The organism is Streptomyces sp. NPDC049813, assembly GCF_044465085.1.
Classification (GTDB): Bacteria; Actinomycetota; Actinomycetes; order Streptomycetales; family Streptomycetaceae; genus Streptomyces.
In genome coordinates, this window is record NZ_JBITLI010000003.1 from 518889 (window position 1) to 541141 (window position 22253).

Below are 22253 nucleotides of genomic sequence, written 5' to 3' on the forward strand. Positions count from 1 at the left end.
GCGCGACGCCCGTGCCGCCGGGCGGGCTTGGGGCGCCAGGCAGGCTCGGGGCGCCAGGCAGGCTTGAGGCGCCAGGCGGGCTTGGGGCGCCGGGCGGGCGTGGTGCGCCGGGCGGGCGTGGGGCGCCGGCCCGGCCGCCGGTTCAGGTGGTGGCCCGGACCACCAGACGCGTGGCGAGGAACGATCGGATCTCGGCGGGCGAGCCGGGGGCGCTGGCCCGGCCGCCGGTTCAGGTGGTGGCCCGGACCACCAGACGCGTGGCGAGGAACGATCGGATCTCGGCGGGCGAGCCGGGGGCTCCGATCAGCCGGTCCAGCATCGCCGCGATCTCGCGGGCGGGCGTGAAGTCCATGCGGACGGTGGTCAGTCGAGGACGCAGCAGCCTGCCGATGAGCACGTCGTCCGCGCCCACCACCGCCACGTCCCGCGGAACCCGCGCCCCCGCGTCGCGCAGCGCGCGGACCGCCAGGGACGCGTACTCGTCGTTGTACGCGAACAGCCCGTCGCAGCCCGCCTCGATGAACACCCCGGCCCACCGGGCGGCCGCCTCCTCGTCGAGAGCGAGTTCCTGCCGGACGACGGTGACCGACCCGTGCGCCCGAGCCGCCGCCCGAGCCGTCGCCCGAGCACCGTCGAACCTCGGCTCGGCGAACCCCTTCAGAGACGCGTCGGCGGGCACGAGCACGCCGATGGTCCTGCGCCCGGTGGCCACGAGATGCTCCACGGCCGTCCTGCCGACCTGTTCCTGGTCCGCCACCAGCGCGTGCGCGCCGGGCACCGGCGTCGGCCCGGCACCCACCACGACGCCCACCCCGGCCCGGTGCAGTACGGCGACGGCCTGTTCGTCCAGGGTGTCGTCCATCAGCGACAGCACCGCGTCGGGCCGCAACTCGGCCCACCGGCGAGCGGCCTCCGCGCCCCGGCGACCGGTCGGACCGTAGAGCACGGCCGTGTAGCCCAACTCCGATAGCGCCAAATGCAGTTCGCTGAAGTACTGCGCGAACAACGGCCCCGCGGCCACCGCCGGAGCGGTCAGCAGGACGATCCCGGTGCGCCCCGCGCGCAGGGCCCGGGCCACGGCGTGCGGGACGTACCCCAGCTGGCGGGCGGCTTCCCGCACCCGCTCCCTCGTCGCCTCGCTGACGCGTCCGCCCTGGGTGCCGTTCAGGACGTAGGAGACCGTCGCCCGCGACACTCCCGCGGCGCGCGCCACGTCTCCGCTGGTGGGCGGGGTGCCGGCGGCGCGGGGCGGAGGGCTCATGACCGCTCATGATCGCAGACGGGGCCGACCGGCATTTTCATAACGCATAGATAACGAAACCTACCGTTCAACAGGTAGGTGGAGCACGATGTCGGCGCGGCAGGAGCACCGCCCAGGACATCGGGCACCCACGCTCATGCAGTCATACAGCGGTGCGCCGGTACACAGGCGCGCCCATGCGGACGTACGGACGTACGGACGTATGGACGTACGGACGTACGGACGTACGGACGTACGGACCGCCGCGAACTGCCCCGAACTGCCGCGAACCGCCCACCGATCCGAACCCAGGAGGCACCGCCATGCCCGAACGTGAGACAACCGGGTCAGAGCCGACCGAGCTGTCCGAGCTGTCCGAAGACACCGCCGCCGCAGCGGACCGGGCGCGCGAAGCAGCCGTGGACGCGGCGCTCGGGAAGCTCGACCTGGACACCAAGACGCGGCTGCTCGCCGGTCAGGACATGTGGTCACTGCCGGAGGTCGCGCACATCGGACTGGGTTCGGTGGTGATGTCCGACGGCCCCATCGGCGTGCGCGGAGTCCGGTGGACCGCCGAGGACCCCTCCGTGGCCCTGCCCTCCCCGACCGCTCTGGCCGCCACCTGGGATCCGGGGCTGGCCCGCCGCGCGGGGGCCCTGCTCGCGCAGGAGGCGCGGCGCAAAGGCGTGCACGTGGTGCTCGCCCCGACGGTCAACCTCCACCGGTCGCCCCTGGGCGGCCGCCACTTCGAGGCCTACAGCGAGGACCCCTGCCTGACGGGTGAGATCGGCACCGGGTACGTGCGAGGCGTGCAGTCCGGCGGTGTCGGCACCACCGTCAAACACTTCGTCGCCAACGACGCCGAGACCGACCGCTTCACCGTCGACAACATCATCTCCGACCGCGCTCTGCGCGAGATCTATCTCGCCCCCTTCGAAGCGATCGTCACCAAGGCCCGCCCCTGGGGCATCATGACCGCCTACAACCGCGTCAACGGCGCCACCATGACCGAGCACCACCACCTCGTGAACGAGGTGCTGCGCGACGCGTGGGGCTTCGACGGCTGCAACGTCTCCGACTGGATGGCGGCCCGCTCCACGACCGGGGACATCCTGGGCGGCCTCGACGTGGCCATGCCCGGACCGGACACCGTCTACGGCCCCGCCCTCGCCGAGGCCGTCCGGGCGGGCGAGGTGGAGGAGGCCGTGGTCGACACGGCGGTGCGCAACGTCCTGCGCCTGGCCGCGCGCGTCGGCCTGCTGGAGGGCGCGCCACCGGTGGTGACGGACCCGGGCGCGCCGATCGACGGCGAAGCGCTGGCCCGGGAGATCGCCCGCCGCGGCTTCGTCCTCCTGCGCAACGAGACCGTCCGCGGCGCCGACCGCGCCCTGCCGCTGCACCCTGCGGTGCGCGGAGTCGCGCTGCTCGGCGCGGCCGCGCGGGACGCGCGGATCTCCGGCGGCGGTTCCGCCACCGTCTTCCCCGCGCACGTCGTCTCCCCGCTCGACGGGCTGACGGCCGCCCTGCCCGAGGGGGTCCTGCGTTACGCCGTCGGCGCCGACCCGAGCGACGAACTCCTGCCCGCCGGCCCGGGGTTCACGCTGCGGGCCGTGTGCCGCGACGCCGCCGGGAGGGTGCTCGGCGAAGGCAGCCTTCCCAACGGCCAGTTGCAGTGGATCGGCGACGACCTGCCCGAGGGCGTCACCCGGGACGCGTTGCACAGCATCGAGATCGTCGGGACCTTCCGGCCGCGGGAGAGCGGCGAGCACTCCTTCGGCACCCGCGGCATCGGCGGTCACCGGCTCACCGTCGACGGCCGGACGCTGTTCGACGGCGTCAAGCAGCTCGACCCGGACGCCGACCCTTTCGAGGCGTTCTTCGGCGCCCCGGTCGAGCGCGGCACGGTGGCGCTCACCGCGGGTGAGACGGTGGACGTCTCGCTGCTGCACACCCTGCCCGGGGGACCGGAGGCGCCGGTCTTCGGTGTGATGTTCTCCCTGATGCACCTGGGGCCCCGGAGCGACCCGGACGAGCTGATCGCCGAAGCGGTGGCAACGGCTCGGGACGCGGACACCGCGATCGTGGTCGTCTCCACCACCGAACGCGTGGAGTCGGAGGGCTTCGACCGGCAGGACCTGCGGCTGCCCGGCCGCCAGGACGACCTGGTCCGGGCGGTGGCCGCGGTGAACCCGCACACGATCGTGGTCGTCAACTCCGGTTCCCCCGTGGAACTGCCCTGGCGGCACGAGGTCGCGGCGGTCCTGCTGAGCTGGTTCCCCGGCCAGGAGGGCGGCGCCGCCCTCGCCGACGTACTCCTCGGCACCGAGGAACCCGGTGGACGGCTGCCCACCACCTGGGGCGACCTGGACCGGGCCCCGGTCACCGGGGTCACTCCCACCGACGGCGAACTGCACTACGAGGAGGGCGTCTTCGTCGGCTACAGTGCCTGGGAGCGGGCCGGACGGACACCGTCGTACCCCTTCGGTCACGGTCTCGGCTACACGGACTGGACGTACGAGACGATCGAGACCGACGGCACCTCGGCCACCGTCACCGTCCGCAACAGCGGCCCGCGGCCCGGCAGCGAGGTCGTCCAGGTCTACGTCTCCCCCGTCGCCGACAGCCACGACCGCCCCGCGCGATGGCTGGCGGGCTTCGCCCACGTGACAGCAGCGCTGGGCGAGACCGTGTCCGTCACCGTCGACCTGCCGGACCGCGCGTTCGAGATCTGGGACGACGACGGCTGGCTTCGCGTCACCGGCGACTACAAGATCAAGGCGGGCCGGTCGGTCACCGACCTCCGCCTGACAGCCCCGCTCACCATCGGCACCTGACGAGCGGCGGCCACGGCTCCGGAGCGACACCTGACGGCCGCTCCGGAGCCTTGCCGCGCCGCGGGTCCGGGCGAGTCAGGCGCCCTTCTCGGCAGGCTCGATGACATCGAGGTATTCAGTATGAAGGGTCGTAGGGAGCATGTGACCCGGGTGAAATCAGTGAAAGCTGCAGGTCAGGTCATTCTCTCGTTTCGTATTGGGGCCACCAAGCGTTGAGCGCGTCAGACGGCGTCACAGCGGGACTGCCAGTGAACCGACGCCCCACGCGGGCAACGCCTCGCTCAGGGAGCGGATGACGTACTCCCGGCTTGCTTCGATTCGGCTAGCGGAAGCACGTACTCACCGGCGAGACGCGCCCAGTGCAGCGGGAGAGGCCGAGCGAGCGGCGGGTAGTCGTCGTGGTAACGCAACTGGTGCGTGAGCGTCGCCCACTCCGCAGGCCGGTCGGGCGGATCACCCGCACGCCCCGAGTCCGTCAGCGCCTTCTCCGACAGACAGCCGAGCACGGTGATCTCCAGTTGCCCGGGGTTCCACGCGGTCTTCCCGGGCGCTGTCCGGCCCTGTGCCGTGGGCACCAGCTTCATGAGCCCCTTCGGCAGTTTCGCCACCGTGTGTGGCTTCGAGGCCGTGCTCGCGAAGACACGGCCCTCCGTATCCGGTGTCCCCCACACACCCTCGGCGAAGCCGACCCCGTCCCCGGTGTCGTGGGCGTACCACTCCGCCACTTCACCCCGGGCGTTGGCGTCCCGTACGAGCAGCACCCGCAAGTTGTGGCCGTAGAGCGTGTGCCGCTGGGCGGGTTCGACCCCGAAGCCGAGCATGTCGCGGTCCAGCGCGCCGTTGCGCAAGCCAGGCCAGCACTGACGCAGATTGGCGGCGTCCGCTAGCAGCAGCGTCGGGCGGTCGCGAAGCTGGAAGAGCAGTGCCCGGATCTGCCGCTCGGTCTCCCGCTGCCTGTCCTGCTCCACGCCTGGGCGGTCAGCGAACCGTGATGCTCCCGAAGCTGCCGAGCGATCAACGCGCTTCCCCGTGCCGGTCTTCTTCCTGCTGCTCGCCGCCGGTTCCCGTGCCTGCGAGAGCAGCAGCAACAGCTTCGCATACGGCACCCATTCGGCTCGTTCTGCGTCCCACCCCTCGATGACGCCCGGTCCGTCCGCGGGGCGCACCCGCACTGCCACGAGACGGTGGACGGGGCATCGCGTGGGCCCCTTCCTGGTGTGGCGTACGAGCCAGAGCGCCGCGTACTGCAGGTCGCCCGGAATGCCTGCTCCCACCCGATGGGCGGGCAGGATGATCGCACCCAGCTGCCGGAAAGCGTCCAGCCAGGTCCACCTGGCCCGGTGTTCCAGAGCACTGTCGGTGTCGTCGGGCGAGTTCAAGAACTGGGTCAGCCGTCCCTGCCGTGCCCAGGCGATGCGCAGCGCGTGCTTGGGGTCTGAGTCCGGGACGGCGGTGAAGCGCTCCTTGCCGGCGATCTCCATGATCACGACTCCGGCCCCGCCGAGAAGCGGGTACGCCCGGTCCGCCACGAGCCCGCAGCGCCCTTCGATGGCCTCGGCCAGCCGGACGGCCCTGAGGCGTCCGCGGGCTCGGGTGGTCGGCAGGGCGTCGGCCAAGGGTCCCGCGGGCCGGGCCCGAACGCGGATGTCGACCCCCTCGCACTGCCACTGCCAGGTCTCCCCGTCGGCCGACGGCACTTGCTGCCCGGTGGGAAGACCAATGAGCTTGGGCAGCTCGGCGAGCAGCGCCGCACGGGTTTCCGGGGACTGCCAGAAGACATCGATCTCCAGAGGCCGGCCGTTCAGCGCGCGTGTCAGTGCCGCCCGCCGTTGCAGAGCCAGCTGGGCGTCGCGAACACCTGGGACGCGTCCGGAGCCGGAACGGGGCAGTAGAGAGGGCGTGTTGCTCCGGGAGACGCGCGTGAGGTCGGGGACCCGGGTCAGCAGGGGGCGCAGCCCTTCCTCGACCCAGGCGTCCAGATCCGCCCGCTCCCGTGGCATCAGCCCGGGCCCGACCTCGTGCGGGCCGATCGACGGGTGGTAGACGATGCCAGCGGCCACGTCCCCGGAACCGATGATCCAGCGTTCGGGGTCGGAGAAGAGCGCTTCCGGACGGGGATAGTTCCGCACGATGTCCAGCTCGGGAAGGAGCGGTGCGGGGCTGTGCCGGCGCCAGGCCACTTCCTTCGACCGTCTGTCGTACCCCAGCGTGTTCACCATCAGCCGGTGGCTCCGATCCGGCCCTCCCGGCCACGGCAGTGGAACGTCCAGCAGGACGGTCGTCCCGCCGAGCTGGTGGGGCCGTACGTCCAGTCGGGTGGCCCACCGGCGTACCTGGGTGGACACGTGGACGCGGAATCGCTGGGCGAACGGCACGGTGTGGACGGTGATGGTGAGGCATGCAGAGTAGTACCAGGTCTGCCTTCGGCGCTCGTACCGCTGAGGCGGCCAGGAAATAAGTCGCGCGCCGTCACCCGAACTCTCGACGCGGAAGTGGAGTGTGGTGCCGCCCGTGCGAAACGTCCGGGCGGCCAGCCGGAAGGCGATCCACTCGGGAAGCAAGCTGTAGAGCCGCGCGACGGGTTCAGCGGTTCCGCCCGCCGAGAGCACGCTTTCGGTGAGATCGACCGATTCCGTCTCCCAGTGGGGCAGACGTACCGTCTCGGTCGGGTCTTCGGAGCGGAGCCTCTCCTCGAGATCGGCGCCCTCCGAGTCGTCGTCCTCCCGATGCGCGCTCGCCGCCCAAGCTCCTACCACTGGTGCCAGCACGTCCGGCGGGACGGCTTCCCGCGCGTAGAGCCACGGCAGACGGCCATCCGTCCCAGCGTTGCGGCCGGTCGCGATGACGCCTGGCGCCATCGCCTGGAGCAGGGAGTTGAGCCTGCGCACGGGGAGCCTGTGGGGGTGGACGGCGCTCTTGTCCGCCTCGGCATGCATCTGGGTGAGTTCGGCGTACAGGTCCTCGCCGAGCCGCAGCACCTTCATCTCCTCCCGCCAGGGCCCGTGAAGCGGGTCGGGTTCGTAGGCCGCGACGCGAATGTGGTGATACACGCGAATTACCTCCTGAGATAGTGTTTCGGCGCTTACGGGCGGGCGGGTACGGCGGCGAGCAGGCGGGTGAGCATGCTGCGCAGTGGCGCGTACAGGGCGCGGACGATGAATTGCTCCTCTGCAGTCGTCGTGCCGCCGTCGAAATACGGACCCAGGACGGCGAGGACGCTGTGCAGCAGACTGGATTCAGGGGTGTCCGGCCGCGCCGGCACGGCGCCGCGGTTGGGAGCGAAGGCGGCGTCGACGAAGACCACTCGGGCCGGTACCCCACCGCGTACCAGTCGCCCGATCACCTGCCACAACAGGACCAGCATGTCCCAGGTGACCTGTTCCCGTACATCGTCGTCGAGATGGCTCCACGCCATCGAACGGGCGAGTACCTGGTACCAGTACGAACGGGCGAGGCGGCGGAACTCCTCCGCTCCTTCCTCCACGGTGGGTTTCCCCTGTACCAGAGTGGCGAAGTCGCCGCCGGTGACGGCGCGGACGACCCAGTCATTGACGGCGTTGACAGCCAGGTGGAGGTCCTCTGGGTGCGGATGGGGCCGTGCCAGGAAGTAGACCGTGCCGATGGCCGCCTCATCGTCCTCGTTGAGGATGTTGTGGCCGCGTTCCAGCGCGAGCAGGGGCGCCACCAGGATGTCCGCCTCGAGGTCCTTCAGGTGCTCGACGTCGCCCCGGCGCAGTGATCGGGCGTGGTAGGCGGACGGTGCCTCGTCCTCCGCTGTGATCTCCTCGTCGTCCGATACCAGGCACAGCACCTTGTTGTGCCAGCGGACGTTGAGGTTGTGCAGTGTGTCGGCAACCACACGTGCCTCGGTGTAGCTGCCGACCAGCAGAAGGATCTGGTCGCGCCCTGGAGGAAGTGAGAGCAACTCCTGCTGGAGCGGACCGCCTTCAGTGACCTCGTACTCGTCTCCGCCCTCACCTAGATGGCGCGCGATGCGGCGCAACTTTTCCGGGCGGTCGTCCGGATGGGTTCCCGACATGCGCAGCTTCTCGTCGCCGTCGTCGATGAACTCGAAGCGCATGAAGCTCTCGTCGGCGATGCGCTCGGTCACTTCGGCCGGTGGTTCGATGACCACACCGACCGGGACGCAGACGTGGTAGCGGCTGGACGCGCCCGCCCAGCTGCTGCCCGACATGAGCAGCAAGTGGGCACCGGGCCTGCCGTCGACGGAGGTGAGATCGGGGATGGCGCGCAGCAGCTCACGTCCGACGCCACTGCACCGGAAGAAGGTCAGTTCGCCACTGCGGACTCCGCCCTCGTCCTCACCCGGGACCCGGAACTGGAAGCCGAGCACATTGCCCATCGGGGCTTCGGGCACCATCGGGCCGTAGTCGAGCGGCCGACGGTACATCGTGTTGAAGCCGAGGTTGAGGGCGGCCTCGACGCGAGGCCACATAGCGTTGATCATGGCGAGCCGTGGTTCAAGGGCGCTGAGCAACAATGTGAACTCGAAGCGCTCCGCGAGTTGCCTCCGCCATTCCTCGGGAGTCTGGGGCGGAGGCTTAAGCTTCTGGCGGCGTCCGCGTTTCTTCTCCTGCTCCTCCTCGCGCCGCCACTCGTCGTACGCCTCTTGGTACTTACGCTGCCGGGCAGCCATGTACGTCGGGTCGATGGCGAAGACCTCGTCCATGACCTCGGTGAGGCGGCGCCGGGTGTTCTCCGGGTTGCCAGTGTGGAGCAGTTCGTTGAGGAGGGCGGTCAGCCGGCTGAAGTCCTCTTCCGTCCTACGGTGACGGTCACCGAAAGGGTTGTCCCGGAACGCGTCGAGCAGTTTCCCGAGAGCCTCGCGGGGGGCGTGATGAGGGTGGTCCCGACTGCTGTCGCCGGGGAGTTCGTAGCGTTCGTCGAGAAGCCCCAGCTGGAGTGTCCAGGCGCTGAAGTAGCCCGTCCTCACCCACTTGCGCAGCTCGTACCCGGCGACGAGCATCGCGTACAGCCGGTCGGTGGCCGCGCCTGCGGTGTTGAGGGCGGCGGCGAAGGTCTCGACGTCTCGTTCGGATAGCTGGGTGCGTCCGCCGGCCGCGAGTTCCCGGATCTTGTGTCGGCTCAGCTGGTCGATGAGGCCCTTGTCCTCGTCGCTGGCGAGGACCACGGCGGGTGCGAAAGTCCGGTCGAGCTGCATCTGGACACGGTCGGCCTCGTCGATGATCACGAGGTCACTTCGGCGGCAGGCGAGTTCCAGGAAACGGATGCGCTCGCCGTTCTGAGGGCGGGGCGGCGAGGAGTCGATCAGCCCGGCCGGCGTGGCCACCCAGATCAGGGCGCCGACCAGGGTACGAGCTCCGTGGTGACGGGGACAGGCGGACCAGTACGGGCAACTCGTCACCCTCTTCTGCCACGCGGAGTGCGGTCCGTCGCTCGGGTCACGCCGCAGGGCCGACGGGGGCCGGAGCCGGGAACAGGGTGCCTCGCCGTAGGCGAGTGGTTCGGTCGTCGACGAAGCACCCTGCCGTCTGACGTTAAGCAGGCAGGACGTCCCGAGGTAGGCGAAGGCGGGGTCGTCGTGAGCGAGCAGTCGGTGCTCGCCCCGGCCCGCCAGCCGGCGGTGCAGCCGCTGGGCGTGCCGCTCGCGGCCCGAGGAGCCGAGTACGGGTGCGGAAGCGCCGTCGGTGTAGAGATCGTAGAGCCGGACGAGCTTCAGCACTTCCGCAACATCGGTGACGACGATGGTGGTGCGCTTGCCCAGCTTGGCGAGATGGACGGCGATGATGTCGCGCAGTGTGCTCTTGCCGGCGCCGACGATGCCGAGCAGGTGCTGGATGCCGTCGACCGTGAAGGCGAAGTCTTCGTCCTTCCTCGCCTTGCGGAAGGTTCCGTTCGCCTTGGTGGACAGGTCGAACGACCGTAGCCGCTCCAGCCACCGTGGTGCCCGGCCCTTGCCGGAGCGAGCGTGCTGGGCGTCCATCTCCGCCGCCGTGCGCTCCAGGTTCTCCCTGGTGAAGATCAGGGGCTTGCCGCCGCCGGCCGGTTCCAGGTCCATGTCGTGGGCGACGAGGGGAATGGGGGGCACGGGCGGCAGGTCGACGACGGCCAGGGTGCGACTGACGGGGAAGGTGTGCAGACCCTGACCCGCGACCGGCAGCCGCTTGCCCGCCAGCGGCGGTGCGGCACACAGCAGTTGTTCGTAGACGGAGAAGCGGTCGCCGGCGACGGAGAGGTCACGGCGGGCAGCAGGTGTCTCGGCGTCCGGTACATCGTAGGCGCGCACCCTGGCGTCGTACCTCTGGTAGGTGTCCAGCGCCTCGAGCCAGGTACGGCTCCGGCGCAGCGTCCACAGCGAGTACCTGGCGATACGCAGGGTCTTCGCCGCATCGGATGGCAGCGGTGCTCGGTGCGCCTCGGCGAACCCGTACCCGCTGAACAGCACCCAGGCGCTGCCCGCGGGGCTTCCCGGCATCATCTTCTGCTGGAGATACAGGCCGAGTTCGACCTGACAGAGGGCTTCCAGCGCAGGCTGGGGCACGGAGGACCCCAGAAATGCTTTGAGCGCGTTGAACACGTCGGTCAAGGGCGGGGTGATACTACGCATCGTCCTTCTCCTCTCGGCGGGCCTGTCCCAGGTCGGGCACGAGGTCCGTGGGGGTGGTGAGCACCAGCCGGCCCTGCAGGAGCGCGGGAAGGGCGTCGGTGAATGCCTGCCGGTAGCTGTCCCGTCCGGCGAGCGCGTCGGAAACCACGACGAGGGTGAGGTCCGCGAGGGGTGTGTGGTCGGTGAGATGAGCTGCGAGGAGCGCCGGCTGCTCGCGGTCATACACCTGGATGTCCACGATGCGAGGGCCGGCGTCCCGGATCCGGTAGGCGGGCAGAAGACCGGGCAGGGTCTCGTACGCGACGCCGGAGCGCTCCAGTGCCTCCCGGGCGGCTTCGTCGGTGCGGTGCGGCAGGACGAGGTACCACCGCAGCGAGCGTTGCAGGATCCACGCCTGGTCCGGCTCACGAATGCGCCGCGGAGGGGCGTCACGCGGGCAGTCCTCCCCCTCGCACCAGACTTCGGCGCCGGAGCCGGACGGTCCGGGTACGGGCACGGCACTGTCCCCGGGCAGCGCCGGGAGCCTGCACGAGGGGCAGTACAGGAAGTCTCCGTCGACGAGCAGGAACTCGGGCAACGGACCGTAGAGGCTCTTGACACGGCTCCAGACCGCCCGGTTCCAACCCGGCGCGAAGCGGTCCTGCTGGTGGACGACCGGGTGACGCGCCAGGAACGCCCGGCATTGCCGGTAACGCTCCTCCGATCCACTCCGCGCGTGCAGGTCCCCGAGGAGCGCACGGGCGTGTCCCGCCACGCCTTCGTCCGGCCCATGCGAGGCCACCTCGAGACACGACCGGGTCGGCATCCGGCCGACCCGGTGCACCAGCCTGGTGCCCGGCGCGACCAGGGCGGAGGGGACCGCGAGGAGTGGGTCGTCGGACGGCCTGGTCCGGCACCACTCCCACAGCTCCGGAAGACTCCTCGGCGGCGCCTCTCCCGCATCGAGGCAGCGCATCACCGTGTGATCCAGCGCCCGCTGGGCGAGACCGGGATAGGGCAGGGCGAAGGAGCGGAGCCCTTGGACCTCGGATAGAGCCGCCACCATGCGGGCGAGTTCGCCGAAAAGGTCGCTGCCCACGCCCTCGGGCGCCTCATTGGCGGCCAGCCGATCGGCCCGGCCGGCCGGGTGCGCCCTCATGCCGCGGTCTCGCTGACGGAGGACGCCGTGCACCAGCGGGCCACTTCGCATCGCTCGCAGGAACGGCCGGGCCGGGCCGCGTACTGGTCGTCCCCGTGCCAGTCGGCCACCATCGCCCGTAGTACCTTCTCGGCGATGACCCGATTGGCCGGGGCGAAGGGATCGATGATCTCCAGGTCGGCGCCGCCGGGGCGCAGCACCTCCAGCTCGACCCGCGCGCGGAACGGATCACCGCCCAGGTCACCGCGGGCGATGAGCACGACGGCCAGGGCCAACTGCGGATAACGCTCCAACAGGGGGCGGTCGGACCGCCAATCGGTGACGGAGGTCTTGGTCTCGCGCCACACCCACGACCCGGCATCTCGATAAAGCAGGTCGGGCGCGGCCAGGACCACCACGTCGGCGGCTGTGTCATGCCGCACCACCCGGGGCTCGGTCCGCACATCCGTACCGTCCCCGACGTACCGCAGCGGGCAGACCGCAGCGTGCCGTCGCAACAGCAGGGTGCCGAGTGCGCGTTCGTGTGGGGGCAACTCGAATCCTGCCGGTACCCACTCCTCGGGGACCTCGACCGTGCAGGGCCGAGGCGATCCGTGGGCGTGCCGTTCGGCGAGGTAGGCGTGCAGCGCCCGGCCGCGCTCGGCCGACGCCTCGCGTTCGACGGAATCCGCCGTGGGCAGGTGCAGTCGACGCATGTGGTCACGCGCCGGGCAGGCTCGGTAAGCCCGCCCGTTGGTGACAGACCAGGTGCGGCGGGGCCGGTCATGGGCCTCGGTGCCCAACAGTCCGGGCGCTCTGCGCAGGGCTGGGCACACCGACAGGTAGGGGCATCCGGCACAGGCGGATCCCGGGCGGTACTCTCGCCCGTCCAATACGCCGGCCAGGGCGGCGGGGCCGTGTGCTCGGTACCGGGCGCGCGCCTCGTCCCGGCTGCCTGCGAAGAGTTCCCGCGTACCACCGTCGAAGAGCGCGAACTCCACGATCCGTACGTGCTCCGGCGGGGGCCCGGGGGTTCCCTCGGCGAGCACCAGGGTGACGGCCGCGGTGAACCCCTCGGGCGGCAGGTCCCGCAGGCGGTGCACGGGCAGACGAAGTTCGCGGTAGGCACCGTCCGCGGAGGACAGGCAGCGGCCCCACACGGTGAGGCGGTACTCCTGGGCGTCGCGCGGGTCGGGACCGGACGGCCGGTAGCGATACGTCCACGGCTCGGACACCTCGTGCAGGGGGCGTTGCGGGTCGAGGGGGAAAGCCGCCTCGTACATCTTCACCCCGTGCTCCGACCAGGTCCGCAGACCGTCGTGCAGAGGCCCGGTACGTGTCCGGGGCGGGCGGTCGTCGGACCCCGAACGGTTGTCGCAGGCAGCCATGAAGGGACCCAGGGTGAAGTGCTCCAGCCGCTCGCGGCGGCGCGGTACGGGGTCGGTCGTGTGGTAACCGCGGGTCTTGAGAGCGTCAGCGGCGGGGCATCGGAACTCGCCCCCCTTGAACATTCCAGCGGATACCGTGATGACTTCGGATGTGCGGGTCACCCCGTCGGGGGGCAGCCATGGCTGTGACATTTCACGCTCCATTTCCGTACGGGGAAAGGTAGATGGCCGTGAGGGAGATCGAGGAAATCGGCGATGTGGAGAGGCGCTACGAAGTGCTGGACATGGTCGGCGACGGCGGCCAAGGCGATCTTTTCCTCGGGCGTGACCGCAAGAGCGGGCAGAAGGTGGCATTGAAGCTTCAGAAAGCCCGGGACCTCGGTCCCCAGAGCGATTTCCACTGGGCCGGCGATGAACTCCTCAAAGAGGGATCACGCATGATGATGCTGACGGGAATCCAGACAATTCCCGAAGTCATCGCCACGGGTACACACCGGCGACGCCGGTGCCTGATCATGGAATTTGTCGAAGGGCACCAACTGCAGAAGGTCCTGTCGGCGGCCCTGCCCGTCAAGGATCCTGGGACCGTTGCGGCCGTCATCGGCCAACTGTGCGAAATTCTGGCAGAAGTCCACGACCGAAATCTGGTGCACTGCGATCTCAAGCCCGAGAACGTCATCGTGCAGCCGGACGGCCGTCTCCGGCTCATTGACATGGGCCACGCGGTTCTGGCGGATCAGGAGACGAAATACGCACGCGGCACGCGCGGCTGGGCCTCCCCCGAGCAGTCCGACGCGTGCCCATCAGGTTTGACAAGGCAAACGGATATCTTCGCACTCGGCTGTATCCTGCTGGAGATGACCGTGATGCGGTTGCCCTACGGTGGACAGGACGAGCGGGCTGAAGAGGGAACCCCGGCCCTGCCTGTCGACAAACTCGCCGACCTGCCCCCGGAGTTCGCCTCCCTGGCGTTGTGGATGGTCCGGTGGGAGGCGGCGGAGCGCCCGACGGATGTCCGTGAGGTGTTCGACCGGCTCCGGCCGTATCTTCCCCAGCTCGGCTCGCGACGGCCACCGAAACGCCTGCGTCCGGACCCGACCGAGTACTACCGCACGCATCCGCCACAGCTCTGACGGTAAGCCGATGGCCACCGACCGGGCGGGTCACCTCAGCCCTTCCAGCCGCTCCCGGACCTCCCGCACCCCCTCACCGTCCATCAACTCACGCAGCACGATGACTCTCTCCAGCTCCCGCACCGCCGCGTCGGTGGCGCCGGCGGACACCAGAACATCAGCGAAGAGTATCCGTGCCTTGTCCTCGTTGGGCCAGTTCTCCTGTTCGCAGTAAATGTCGGAGGCCTGCCGGTACAGGGCGATGGCCTCGTCCCGTTCGGAACGGGCCAGGTGAACCTTGGCCAGGGTGAACAGCACATCGGCCAGGCCGCTGCGCTCCGTCGTGCGCTCCACCACGCCCAAGGCGTCGGCGCACCGACGGAGCGCCTGCTCGGGCTCCCCCCGGTCGAGGTCGATCGCCCCGAGGACATTCAGAACAGCCGCCTCCCCGACCCGGTCCGACACCTCCCGGCACAACTCCAGTGCTCGACCGAGCGCCTCCTCCGCTCCCGTCCGGTCGCCCTGCTTGCGCAGGGTGAGTCCGAGCCGGTGCAGCGTACGGCCCAGACTCAGCCGGCCTTCCGCGCTGCGGTCCTCCTCGCTGAACCGGACGGCCCTGCGAAGGGCGCCCACAGCTAAGTGATACTCACCGAGCCGCCAGTGGGTCCCTGCCAGCGACCGGTAGACCATGGCTCGATCGACCGGGTCGGCGACGGTATCCGCCGCCTCGGCGGCGTACAGAAGGTTCTGTCGCGCATCATCGAGCAGGCGACGGCGCCACTGGTAGATGACCAGGGCCATTGGAAGCAGCCACACGTACCGGTCGATATGTCGATTGATCGCTAAGCGAATGCCTCGCTGAACGGCAGGGTATTCCTCGTCCAGAAACGCCATCGCCTCCGTGATGTCCGCGGGGTCGGTGACCCTGACCGCTCCGGGCTCGCCCGTGGGCAGGGTGCGTTCGCGGTCGAGCACGCGGTCGCAGGCTCGGACGTTGTGCAACTGGTGTTCCAGCACCTGCCATACAGTCGCCCGCTCCATCTCCGCGTTCTCTCCGTCTGGCACCGGCCGCACGTGCCGAAGGGCGAAGGCACGCACGAGGTCGTGCAGCCCATAGCGGTCGCCGTGATGTTCCACGAGGTTCGCCGCCACGAGGTCCACCAGGGCCCGGTCGGTACGCGTCCCTTCGCCCACTACCCGTTCCAGATCCATCACCGCCTCCCAGGAAGCGCTGGGCCCAGGGTGGACGGCGAGCTGCCACAGCAGCAGTCGGGCTTCCTCATTCAACACGCGCACGGAGCAGTTGAGCGCGGCGCGGACCGACAGTTCGTGCTCGGGCAGGTCCAGAGTGTCCAGCTTCGCCCGCTCCAACTCCGCCTCCATCTCCCGCACCAGGGCAGGGAGGGTGTGCAACGGACGCGCTCCGACCTCCAGAAGCCGGGCCACCACCACGAGGGCCAACGGCAGCCGACCGCAGAGGTGGACCAGCTTGCTGAAGGGCACGGCGCGCTTGGCCCGGTCCTCGGCCGACACCTTCTCCGTGAGTACCTCCAAGGCGTCCGCTTCTTGCAGCGGCTCCATCTTGCGGAACAGCACCTTTCTCTCGGACTGCAGCTTCAAGAGGTCGTTACGACTGGTGACGATCACGGCGCAGGTCCCGTCTCCGGGAAGCAGCGGCAGCACCTGCTGGGCGCTGAGCGCGTCGTCGAGGACGATGAGCACCGTTCGGTGGGCCAGCGCCGACCGCAGCGCGTTGCTCTTGCTCTCCGTTCCGGTCACCGTGGTGTAGGGCGGCAGCTCGGCCAGAAAGCCGTCCAGGACCTCGTCCGGTTCGGCGGGCCGCACGTCTCCATCGGCGAATCCGTTCAGTTCACGGTGCAGCACCCCGTCGGGAAACCGCTCCCGCAGCCGACCGGCGAGATTCTCGGCCACCGTGGTCTTCCCGACGCCCGCCATGCCGCTGATCAGGACCAGCGCCAGATTGCCGGCGTCCTGTTCCTCGCACACGGCCTCGAAGAGGTCACCGATCAGCTCGTCCTGCCCGATCGGCTTGCGCCTGCCGCCGGGCAACTGGTCGGGAACGGGGGGCAGGAGCACCCCGCCCGGCCGACGGCCCTCTCCTCTGACCTGGTCAATGGCGCTCTGTACATCGATATCCGGTTTTCCGTTGCGCTTCTCCCACTTCTTGATGAGCCGCTCACGTTGGGACTCCTGCAGGTCTGCGTGGGCGAGCAGGTAGAACCGGAAGATCTTGGGCAAGTCCGGTGCGCGCTCGAACCATTTCTCCGTCTCCTCGCGCAGCCATTTGACCTCCCAGGACTTGTGAGCTGCGTCCAGCCGCGCGTACACGGCGGCCATCAACTCGGCCCGTAACTCCTCCCGACGCAAGTGGAAGCCGGTCTCGGACAGTCCGTGCAGCGGTTCGTCCTCGCCGTCCCACTCGTCCAAGGCCGCGCCGAGCAGCTCGAACTGCGCTTTGCAGTTCAGTCCCTCAGCCTGCTTCACCTTCTCGCGAAAACGGAGCAGATCGACGTCTCCCGCCGGCACGCGGAGCGTGCAGTAACCCGACTTGCCGCTATGGGGCACGGACTCCCGGCCCAGCCGCTTCCGCAGGTCGGCGACGACGCGGTCCACCAGATCGCCGACGTCTTCGACGCCCTCCCACAGGACTTCGGCGATGTCCTTCCTCTTACATCGACAGTCTGGCGAGGTCACCAGGAGCGCGAACAGGGCCGCCACTTTCGACCCTTCGACCACCCTCCTGCCGCCGTCCCCTTCGGCTCGCACCGGGCCCAGCACGTACCCCTCCATCGCCCTCCCCCTCACCGCGCCGCAGTCAGTGATCCGGCCCCTCTTCGGCGCTCCTTCATCTGTGCGCCGCGCCGCGCCGCTTCACACGCGCTTGCTTCTTCACGCCCCCAAGGACTCAGTTATCCCTCAGTTTTCGCCCTGCGGCACCACTTCACCGCCCGGCACGATGGCACCAGCCGCTCGCAGAAGCACGAAACGGCGGCTTGACCATCCATCGACTCATCAGAGAGGAACCGCGAACTCGATGAACAGCCGTCAGCGCAACCGCCGGACAGCCCGTCTGCGCCAGTCCCCCGACTGGCCGCCGAGCCGCCGCCGGCGGGCGGCCGTCCGGACCGAGGACACCACCCCGGCGACCCCGCCCATTGAGGCGCCGGACACCTCGTCCTCCGAGACTGCCTGAGCGCAACAGTTCGTGGGTGCCCGTTCTGTACGGGCACCCACCAGCCTCGCGAACTTCGTCACCGGCGAACTCGCGGCCTGCCGTGCTTGTTACACCTTCGTGGTCAAAGGCGGCGTTACCTGGTCGAGAAGACCACTACCGCATGCTCACGCATCTAAGTGAGGCTGGTGGGGCTGATATCCGTTTGGCGCTTATATGAGGCAGTACGCCCCCGCAAGGGACCCATCTCGCCCGGCATCTCCAGCACCTCCGGACCCAGGTTTTCGCAGTCCGAAGAGAGGATATTTCTTGATGTATCAACCGCACAGCAGTGCGTTCACCTCAGTGAGGCGACACTTCGATGATCCCCGGATCAGTGACACGGTCTTCGTGCTCGTCCCCACGGAGTCCGACGAGGCTGACCCGGTCCGGCTGACCGCTGCCGAGACGCACGAGGCCTTGTACGGCCCCGGCTCCGACCCGCAGTTCGCCACCGCGGTCTGGCAGGAGGTCATCCGCACGGCGCAGAGCGACCTGACTCCAGGCAGCACGGGGAAACTCCTGGCGATCTGGCTGACCCTGCCCCGGTTGACCGGGACGGTCCACCGGGTCTGCACACGTCTGCGGGCCGACCGGTCGGACGTGGAGGCCGAAATGGTCCTGGCTCTCCTGGAGAAGCTGGCGGAACGGGACGGCGCGAGCTGTCTCACTGACTCCTCTCTGCTGCACGCGGCGCGCGCCAGGGCGTGGCATCTCGCCCGGGAGGGGCTGCGGGAGCTTCCCTCCACCCAGGTCGAACGCATCACCGAGGAGCACGCTCTCACTGCGTTCGACGAGGAGGCGGACACTCCGGCGGCGGAGAGCCTGGACGTACGGGTCGACCGTCCGGACGGTCCCGACGGGCTGTGTGCACCGCTGCGTTTCCGGGTGCGCCCGGAGCATTTGCGTCGACAGGGAATCTTCATCGACACCGACGACGGGTCGCAGGACCGCTCGGCGAGTCACAGCCGCCCCGGGAAGAGGCGACGGCCCAGGCGGCGCGTGGACACCCGACCGGTCCGACCTGCGGGGAGGCGAGGGTGACGGACCCGGCGGAGGGCCGCCTCAGTTTCACGGAGATGTTCGACCTGCCCGTCGCAGTGGACCTGCGTACGGCGGCCCGAGCACTCGGAATCGGGCCGACGACCGCGTACCGGCTGATCCGCGAGCACGAGTTCCCTTGCCCCGTCCTCCGCATCGGACGTAGGTACAGGATTCCGACCAACGAGCTGATGCGCGCCCTGGGGATCGAGGACCGCCCGCTGTACAGCGTGGACCCGGAAGAGGACACGGACGATCCGAGAGTCGGCTTCCGACGGTGACCACCCGTGCGGCTCCGTGGCATCGGCCACGGAGCCGCACGGCCCTGCCTCCCACGACGGGCCGTGCTCCGCCGACGTGCACCGCACGGTTCTCCACAGCTCCTCAGCAATCGGAGGGCGAAGGGAGGTTCTCCTTCTCTGCCGAGCGGTTCGGCGGCCGACAGCCCGCGTGCGTCGGCCAGTTCGTGAAGCCGCCGGCAATTACCAACCCGAGCTACGGCGAGCAGGCCCCTCAACTCTTAACCTGCCGGTGAGCCACCGACGCAGGCTTCGGCGCCCGCATCGAAATCGCCCCCCGCGGCGCGGCTCTGAACGGCCCGGCGGCTCAGCCCTGCGCACCGCTCGCCACGACCGCCTCAAGGTTCTCGTCGCCGTGGGCACTGAGGACCGGCACCCACCCAATCATCTCCGACCGGCAGGACTGGGGCAGCGACACCTACACGGCGCCTCCCACACCGAAGACCAGGTTGGACAACTTCGACGACGCGAAGCACGGATTGGGCGGCATCCTGCCCTTCGACCCTGCCGAAGCCACCGACGAGAACCCCGACCGCGCACGAGCCCTCGTCCGGGCGCACCCGGGCTTCGGGCAAGGGATACTCAGGATGAAGGCAAGAACTCAGCTTCCAGCGCGCCCCGGATGGTTCCACCAACCTCGCCACAGACAGGCCTTTGGACGCCTCCCGTGTCATCTCCCTGCAGACGCTCCCTGTACTCGGATCCAAAGTCCGTCACGAGAGCCAGTATTCATTCCTTCGGCACCTCCTCTTCCCTAGGAGCTGTAAGCGTCGAATGCAACAAACGGAGCTTGTTGGGGGCGAGCGGACTGGCTCAGTGCGCACGGGAGCGCGCGAGGGGGGCGGACAGTGCGTTCCGTGACCGCTTGGAAAGCAGATGCGGGTGTTCGTTGGGAAGAGGCCGCCGCAGTCAATGTGGACCTTGCCTGTCACTCAGAGGCGAAGGCTCGCGGAATGCCATTCTCGCGGTCGAGCGGACCTCGTGAAAGCATACGAACCCACCCGCTGAACGAGCGGGGCAGCCCCACCGGCGGACTGCCAGGAGCCAGCACCGCTCCCAGAGCCTCATTCCGTCACAAACTCACGACACCGAACCCGTCAGGAAACGGGGAACCAGACCGACAGGCGCTTGGCGATGACTGGTACATCGATGTTGTCCTGCGCGACTTCCTCGACAAACGGGCCAGCGATGGCGACGGGCGGCGGGGTGATACCGGCGCTGACGCCGTTGAGCCGCAGAAAGACGCGCATGGTGAGCCAGGCGGTGCGCTTGTTGCCGTCGATCAGCGCGTGATTGCGGGCAACGGAGTGCAGCAGCGCCGCCGCCTTCTCGTGCAGCGTTGGATACAGCTCGGCCCCGAACACGTTCGTCCGGGGTCGCTCGATCGCGGACACCAGAAGGCCCATGTCACGCACGCTGTGCTCGGTGCCGTTGACCGTGCGGGCGACGGCCAAGATCTCGTCGATCTGGATGTAGCGCACGTCGGTCACTTCAGGTAGTCCAGGATCTCCGCATCGCTGTCCATCAGCTCGGCCAGGACGTCATCGACCTTCAGCTCGGCCCGGTTCTGGGCGTCACGGATGGCCTCGATGGCAAGTTCCTGCTTGCTACGACCTTCCCGACGAGCCCGCTCGGACAGCTTCGCGTCAAGGTCATCAGGGAGTCGGAGTGTCATCGCCATACACGCATGATACCTGGTCGGTATCACGGCTGAGGTGGTCGAGCCGTGTTCCCTAAACGTGGAGCCCAAAATGGCGGCGCACAACGCCTCGGGAGGTGCAGCAGAGGCTTCTGCTGCGAGCGTCGTCCGAGCGTCAAGACTCTCCGAGCGCCCCTCAAGGACGTCGCCCGTGCAGCACACCTCACTCACGAATCCTCAGGTCAACGAGCTACAGAGATCGATCCGCCCGCTCGAACCCCTGCACTGAGGGAAACAGGTCGAACAACCCACCCGGACCGTCAAAAGCACAGGTCAGGACCCCTTGCCCGCAGGCTCCAAAATCGCCACGCACTCCACATGATGCGTCATAGGAAACAGATCGAACGCCCGCAGCATCCGCACCCGGTACCCACCCTCCCGGAAGTACGCGATGTCCCGGGCCAGCGCCGCCGGGTCGCAGGCCACGTACGCGATCCGGCGGGCGCCGAGTGTCGTGAGGTGGGCGACCGTCTTCTTGCCCGCGCCCGCGCGCGGCGGGTCCAGGACGATGAGGTCGGCCTCGGTGATGCCGGTGCGGGGCAGGGCCACGTCGACCTTGCCCTGCTCGATGCGGACGCGGTCGAACGCGGCGAGGTTGTGCCGGGCGTCCTCCACCGCACGCTTGCCGGACTCGATGCCGAGCACCGCGCCCTTCTCGCCGACGCGGTCCGCGAGCGCGCCCGCGAAGAGGCCGACCCCGCAGTAGAGGTCGAGCGCCGTGTCGCCCTTGCGCGGCAGCAGGCCCTGCATCACCGCGCGCATCAGCGTCTGCGCCGCCTGCGGGTGGACCTGCCAGAAGCCGCCGCTGCCGACCCGGTACGTGCGGTCGTCGGCGCGCTCGCGGACGAAGGCGCGGCCGTGGACGCGGTGGACGCCGCCGTCCTTCTCCTCGACGCGCATCACGGAGACGGGCTTGTCGAGCTCGACGAGGGGCAGCCGGGCGCCGGGCTTCGGCTCCAGGATCACCATGCGGTCCTGGGAGCCGGTCGCGGCGATCGCGTCGACGGACTCCATGCCCGACCAGTCCCGCTTCTCGATCCCCAGCTCGGAGACGCCCTCCGCGGCGATCATGCAGAAGTCGATGGGCTCGACCTCGTGCGAGCGGTGGCGGCGCAGTCCCGCGTTGCCGTCCGCGTCGATCGCGTACTGGACGCGGGTGCGCCACTGCGGCACCTGGCCCGCGGGCAGCTTGTCGCCCTCGGCCGGCATCACCGTGCCGTCCCAGCCGGCCTCCTCCGGGGTGAGCCCGGCGAGCCGCTGGAGCTGCTCGGCGACGACGTCGCCCTTCAGGCGGCGCTGCGCGCCCGGCTTCGCGTGCTGCCAGTCGCAGCCGCCGCAGCGGCCGGGGCCCGCGTAGGGGCAGGGCGCCTCGACGCGGTCCTTGGACGCGTCGAGGATCTGCACGGCGTCCGCCCGCAGGAAGCGGTCGCCCTCCTCGCCGGACGTCACCCGCGCCACGACCCGCTCGCCGGGCAGCGTGTGCCGGACGAAGAGCACCTGACCCTCGGACGTACGTGCGATGCAGTGACCGCCGTGCGCGACGGGGCCGACCTCGACCTCGTACTCCTCCCCCACCAGTGACGTCTTCTCTTCTGCCTGCATGGCGGGGCTCCAGTACCTCAAGGGGAAACGGCCGGAAAGCGAGAAAAACGAGAGCGGCCGGACAACAGCCCACCAGTCTACGTGGCTGTCGCCCGGCCGC

Annotated in this window: 13 protein-coding genes; 4 read left to right on the plus strand and 9 right to left on the minus strand. The window is 69.5% G+C overall.

All coding sequences use genetic code 11. The features are described from left to right. Window positions 1–229 precede the first annotated feature (229 nt). On the minus strand, window positions 230–1261 hold the full coding sequence (locus ACIBW6_RS09730) for a LacI family DNA-binding transcriptional regulator (RefSeq protein ID WP_399058553.1): 1032 nt from the start codon (window positions 1259–1261) through the stop codon (window positions 230–232). 302 nt (window positions 1262–1563) lie between these two features. Here ACIBW6_RS09730 and ACIBW6_RS09735 point away from each other — a divergent pair, with 302 nt between their 5' ends. Continuing rightward, the gene (locus tag ACIBW6_RS09735; protein ID WP_399058555.1) at window positions 1564–4074 is read left to right on the plus strand and encodes a glycoside hydrolase family 3 protein; all 2511 of its coding nucleotides are present in this window, start codon (window positions 1564–1566) and stop codon (window positions 4072–4074) included. A 281-nt stretch (window positions 4075–4355) separates the two neighbouring features. Here the strand turns inward: ACIBW6_RS09735 and ACIBW6_RS09740 are convergent, their stop codons facing one another. From ACIBW6_RS09740 to ACIBW6_RS09755, 4 genes are read right to left on the minus strand one after another with little or no spacing between them, the layout of a single operon-like run. After that, entirely contained in the window at window positions 4356–7124 is a 2769-nt protein-coding gene (locus ACIBW6_RS09740) for a pPIWI_RE module domain-containing protein (RefSeq protein WP_399058557.1), read from the minus strand. Window positions 7125–7156: 32 nt separating this feature from the next. After that, window positions 7157–10663, minus strand: a complete 3507-nt coding sequence (locus ACIBW6_RS09745) for a hypothetical protein (protein ID WP_399058559.1) — start codon at window positions 10661–10663, stop codon at window positions 7157–7159. Further along, a complete protein-coding gene (locus ACIBW6_RS09750) occupies window positions 10656–11741 on the minus strand; it encodes a hypothetical protein (RefSeq protein ID WP_399058561.1) in 1086 nt (361 codons plus the stop codon). Before ACIBW6_RS09750 ends, ACIBW6_RS09745 begins: the two co-directional genes overlap by 8 nt. A gap of 56 nt (window positions 11742–11797) precedes the next feature. Beyond that, window positions 11798–13063, minus strand: a complete 1266-nt coding sequence (locus ACIBW6_RS09755; protein ID WP_399058806.1) for a PD-(D/E)XK nuclease family protein — start codon at window positions 13061–13063, stop codon at window positions 11798–11800. Between the two features lie 335 nt (window positions 13064–13398). Between ACIBW6_RS09755 and ACIBW6_RS09760 the strand changes: the two genes are divergently transcribed. Continuing rightward, the gene (locus ACIBW6_RS09760; RefSeq protein WP_399058563.1) at window positions 13399–14301 is read left to right on the plus strand and encodes a serine/threonine protein kinase; all 903 of its coding nucleotides are present in this window, start codon (window positions 13399–13401) and stop codon (window positions 14299–14301) included. 30 nt (window positions 14302–14331) lie between these two features. Here the strand turns inward: ACIBW6_RS09760 and ACIBW6_RS09765 are convergent, their stop codons facing one another. Beyond that, window positions 14332–17091 (minus strand): tetratricopeptide repeat protein, encoded by a 2760-nt coding sequence (locus tag ACIBW6_RS09765; RefSeq protein WP_399058565.1) that lies wholly within the window; start codon window positions 17089–17091, stop codon window positions 14332–14334. A 727-nt stretch (window positions 17092–17818) separates the two neighbouring features. On the opposite strand from ACIBW6_RS09765, the gene ACIBW6_RS09770 reads away from it, so the two are divergent. Continuing rightward, window positions 17819–18556: a hypothetical protein gene (locus tag ACIBW6_RS09770; protein WP_399058567.1), complete on the plus strand. Its 738-nt coding sequence runs from the start codon at window positions 17819–17821 to the stop codon at window positions 18554–18556. A gap of 35 nt (window positions 18557–18591) precedes the next feature. Further along, window positions 18592–18834: a helix-turn-helix domain-containing protein gene (locus tag ACIBW6_RS09775; RefSeq protein ID WP_399058808.1), complete on the plus strand. Its 243-nt coding sequence runs from the start codon at window positions 18592–18594 to the stop codon at window positions 18832–18834. 1115 nt (window positions 18835–19949) lie between these two features. On the opposite strand, the gene ACIBW6_RS09780 is transcribed toward ACIBW6_RS09775, so the two are convergent. From ACIBW6_RS09780 to ACIBW6_RS09790, 3 genes are all read right to left on the minus strand, one after another. Continuing rightward, window positions 19950–20342, minus strand: a complete 393-nt coding sequence (locus ACIBW6_RS09780) for a type II toxin-antitoxin system death-on-curing family toxin (protein WP_399058569.1) — start codon at window positions 20340–20342, stop codon at window positions 19950–19952. Continuing rightward, a complete protein-coding gene (locus ACIBW6_RS09785) occupies window positions 20339–20533 on the minus strand; it encodes a ribbon-helix-helix protein, CopG family (protein ID WP_272588068.1) in 195 nt (64 codons plus the stop codon). The genes ACIBW6_RS09780 and ACIBW6_RS09785 overlap by 4 nt, the downstream gene beginning before the upstream one ends. Before the next feature lie 291 nt (window positions 20534–20824). Continuing rightward, entirely contained in the window at window positions 20825–22153 is a 1329-nt protein-coding gene (locus ACIBW6_RS09790; protein WP_399058571.1) for a class I SAM-dependent RNA methyltransferase, read from the minus strand. Window positions 22154–22253: the final 100 nt, after the last annotated feature.

Excerpts from the sequence above, each read along its gene's own strand:
- ACIBW6_RS09730 (WP_399058553.1), bottom strand. The coding sequence starts at position 1,261 with ATGAGCCCTCCGCCCCGCGCCGCCGGCACCCCGCCCACCAGCGGAGAC.
- ACIBW6_RS09735 (WP_399058555.1), top strand. The coding sequence starts at position 1,564 with ATGCCCGAACGTGAGACAACCGGGTCAGAGCCGACCGAGCTGTCCGAG.
- ACIBW6_RS09745 (WP_399058559.1), bottom strand. The coding sequence starts at position 10,663 with ATGCGTAGTATCACCCCGCCCTTGACCGACGTGTTCAACGCGCTCAAA.
- ACIBW6_RS09755 (WP_399058806.1), bottom strand. The coding sequence starts at position 13,063 with ATGTACGAGGCGGCTTTCCCCCTCGACCCGCAACGCCCCCTGCACGAG.
- ACIBW6_RS09765 (WP_399058565.1), bottom strand. The coding sequence starts at position 17,091 with ATGGAGGGGTACGTGCTGGGCCCGGTGCGAGCCGAAGGGGACGGCGGC.
- ACIBW6_RS09775 (WP_399058808.1), top strand. The coding sequence starts at position 18,592 with ATGTTCGACCTGCCCGTCGCAGTGGACCTGCGTACGGCGGCCCGAGCA.
- ACIBW6_RS09785 (WP_272588068.1), bottom strand. The coding sequence starts at position 20,533 with ATGGCGATGACACTCCGACTCCCTGATGACCTTGACGCGAAGCTGTCC.
- ACIBW6_RS09790 (WP_399058571.1), bottom strand. The coding sequence starts at position 22,153 with ATGCAGGCAGAAGAGAAGACGTCACTGGTGGGGGAGGAGTACGAGGTC.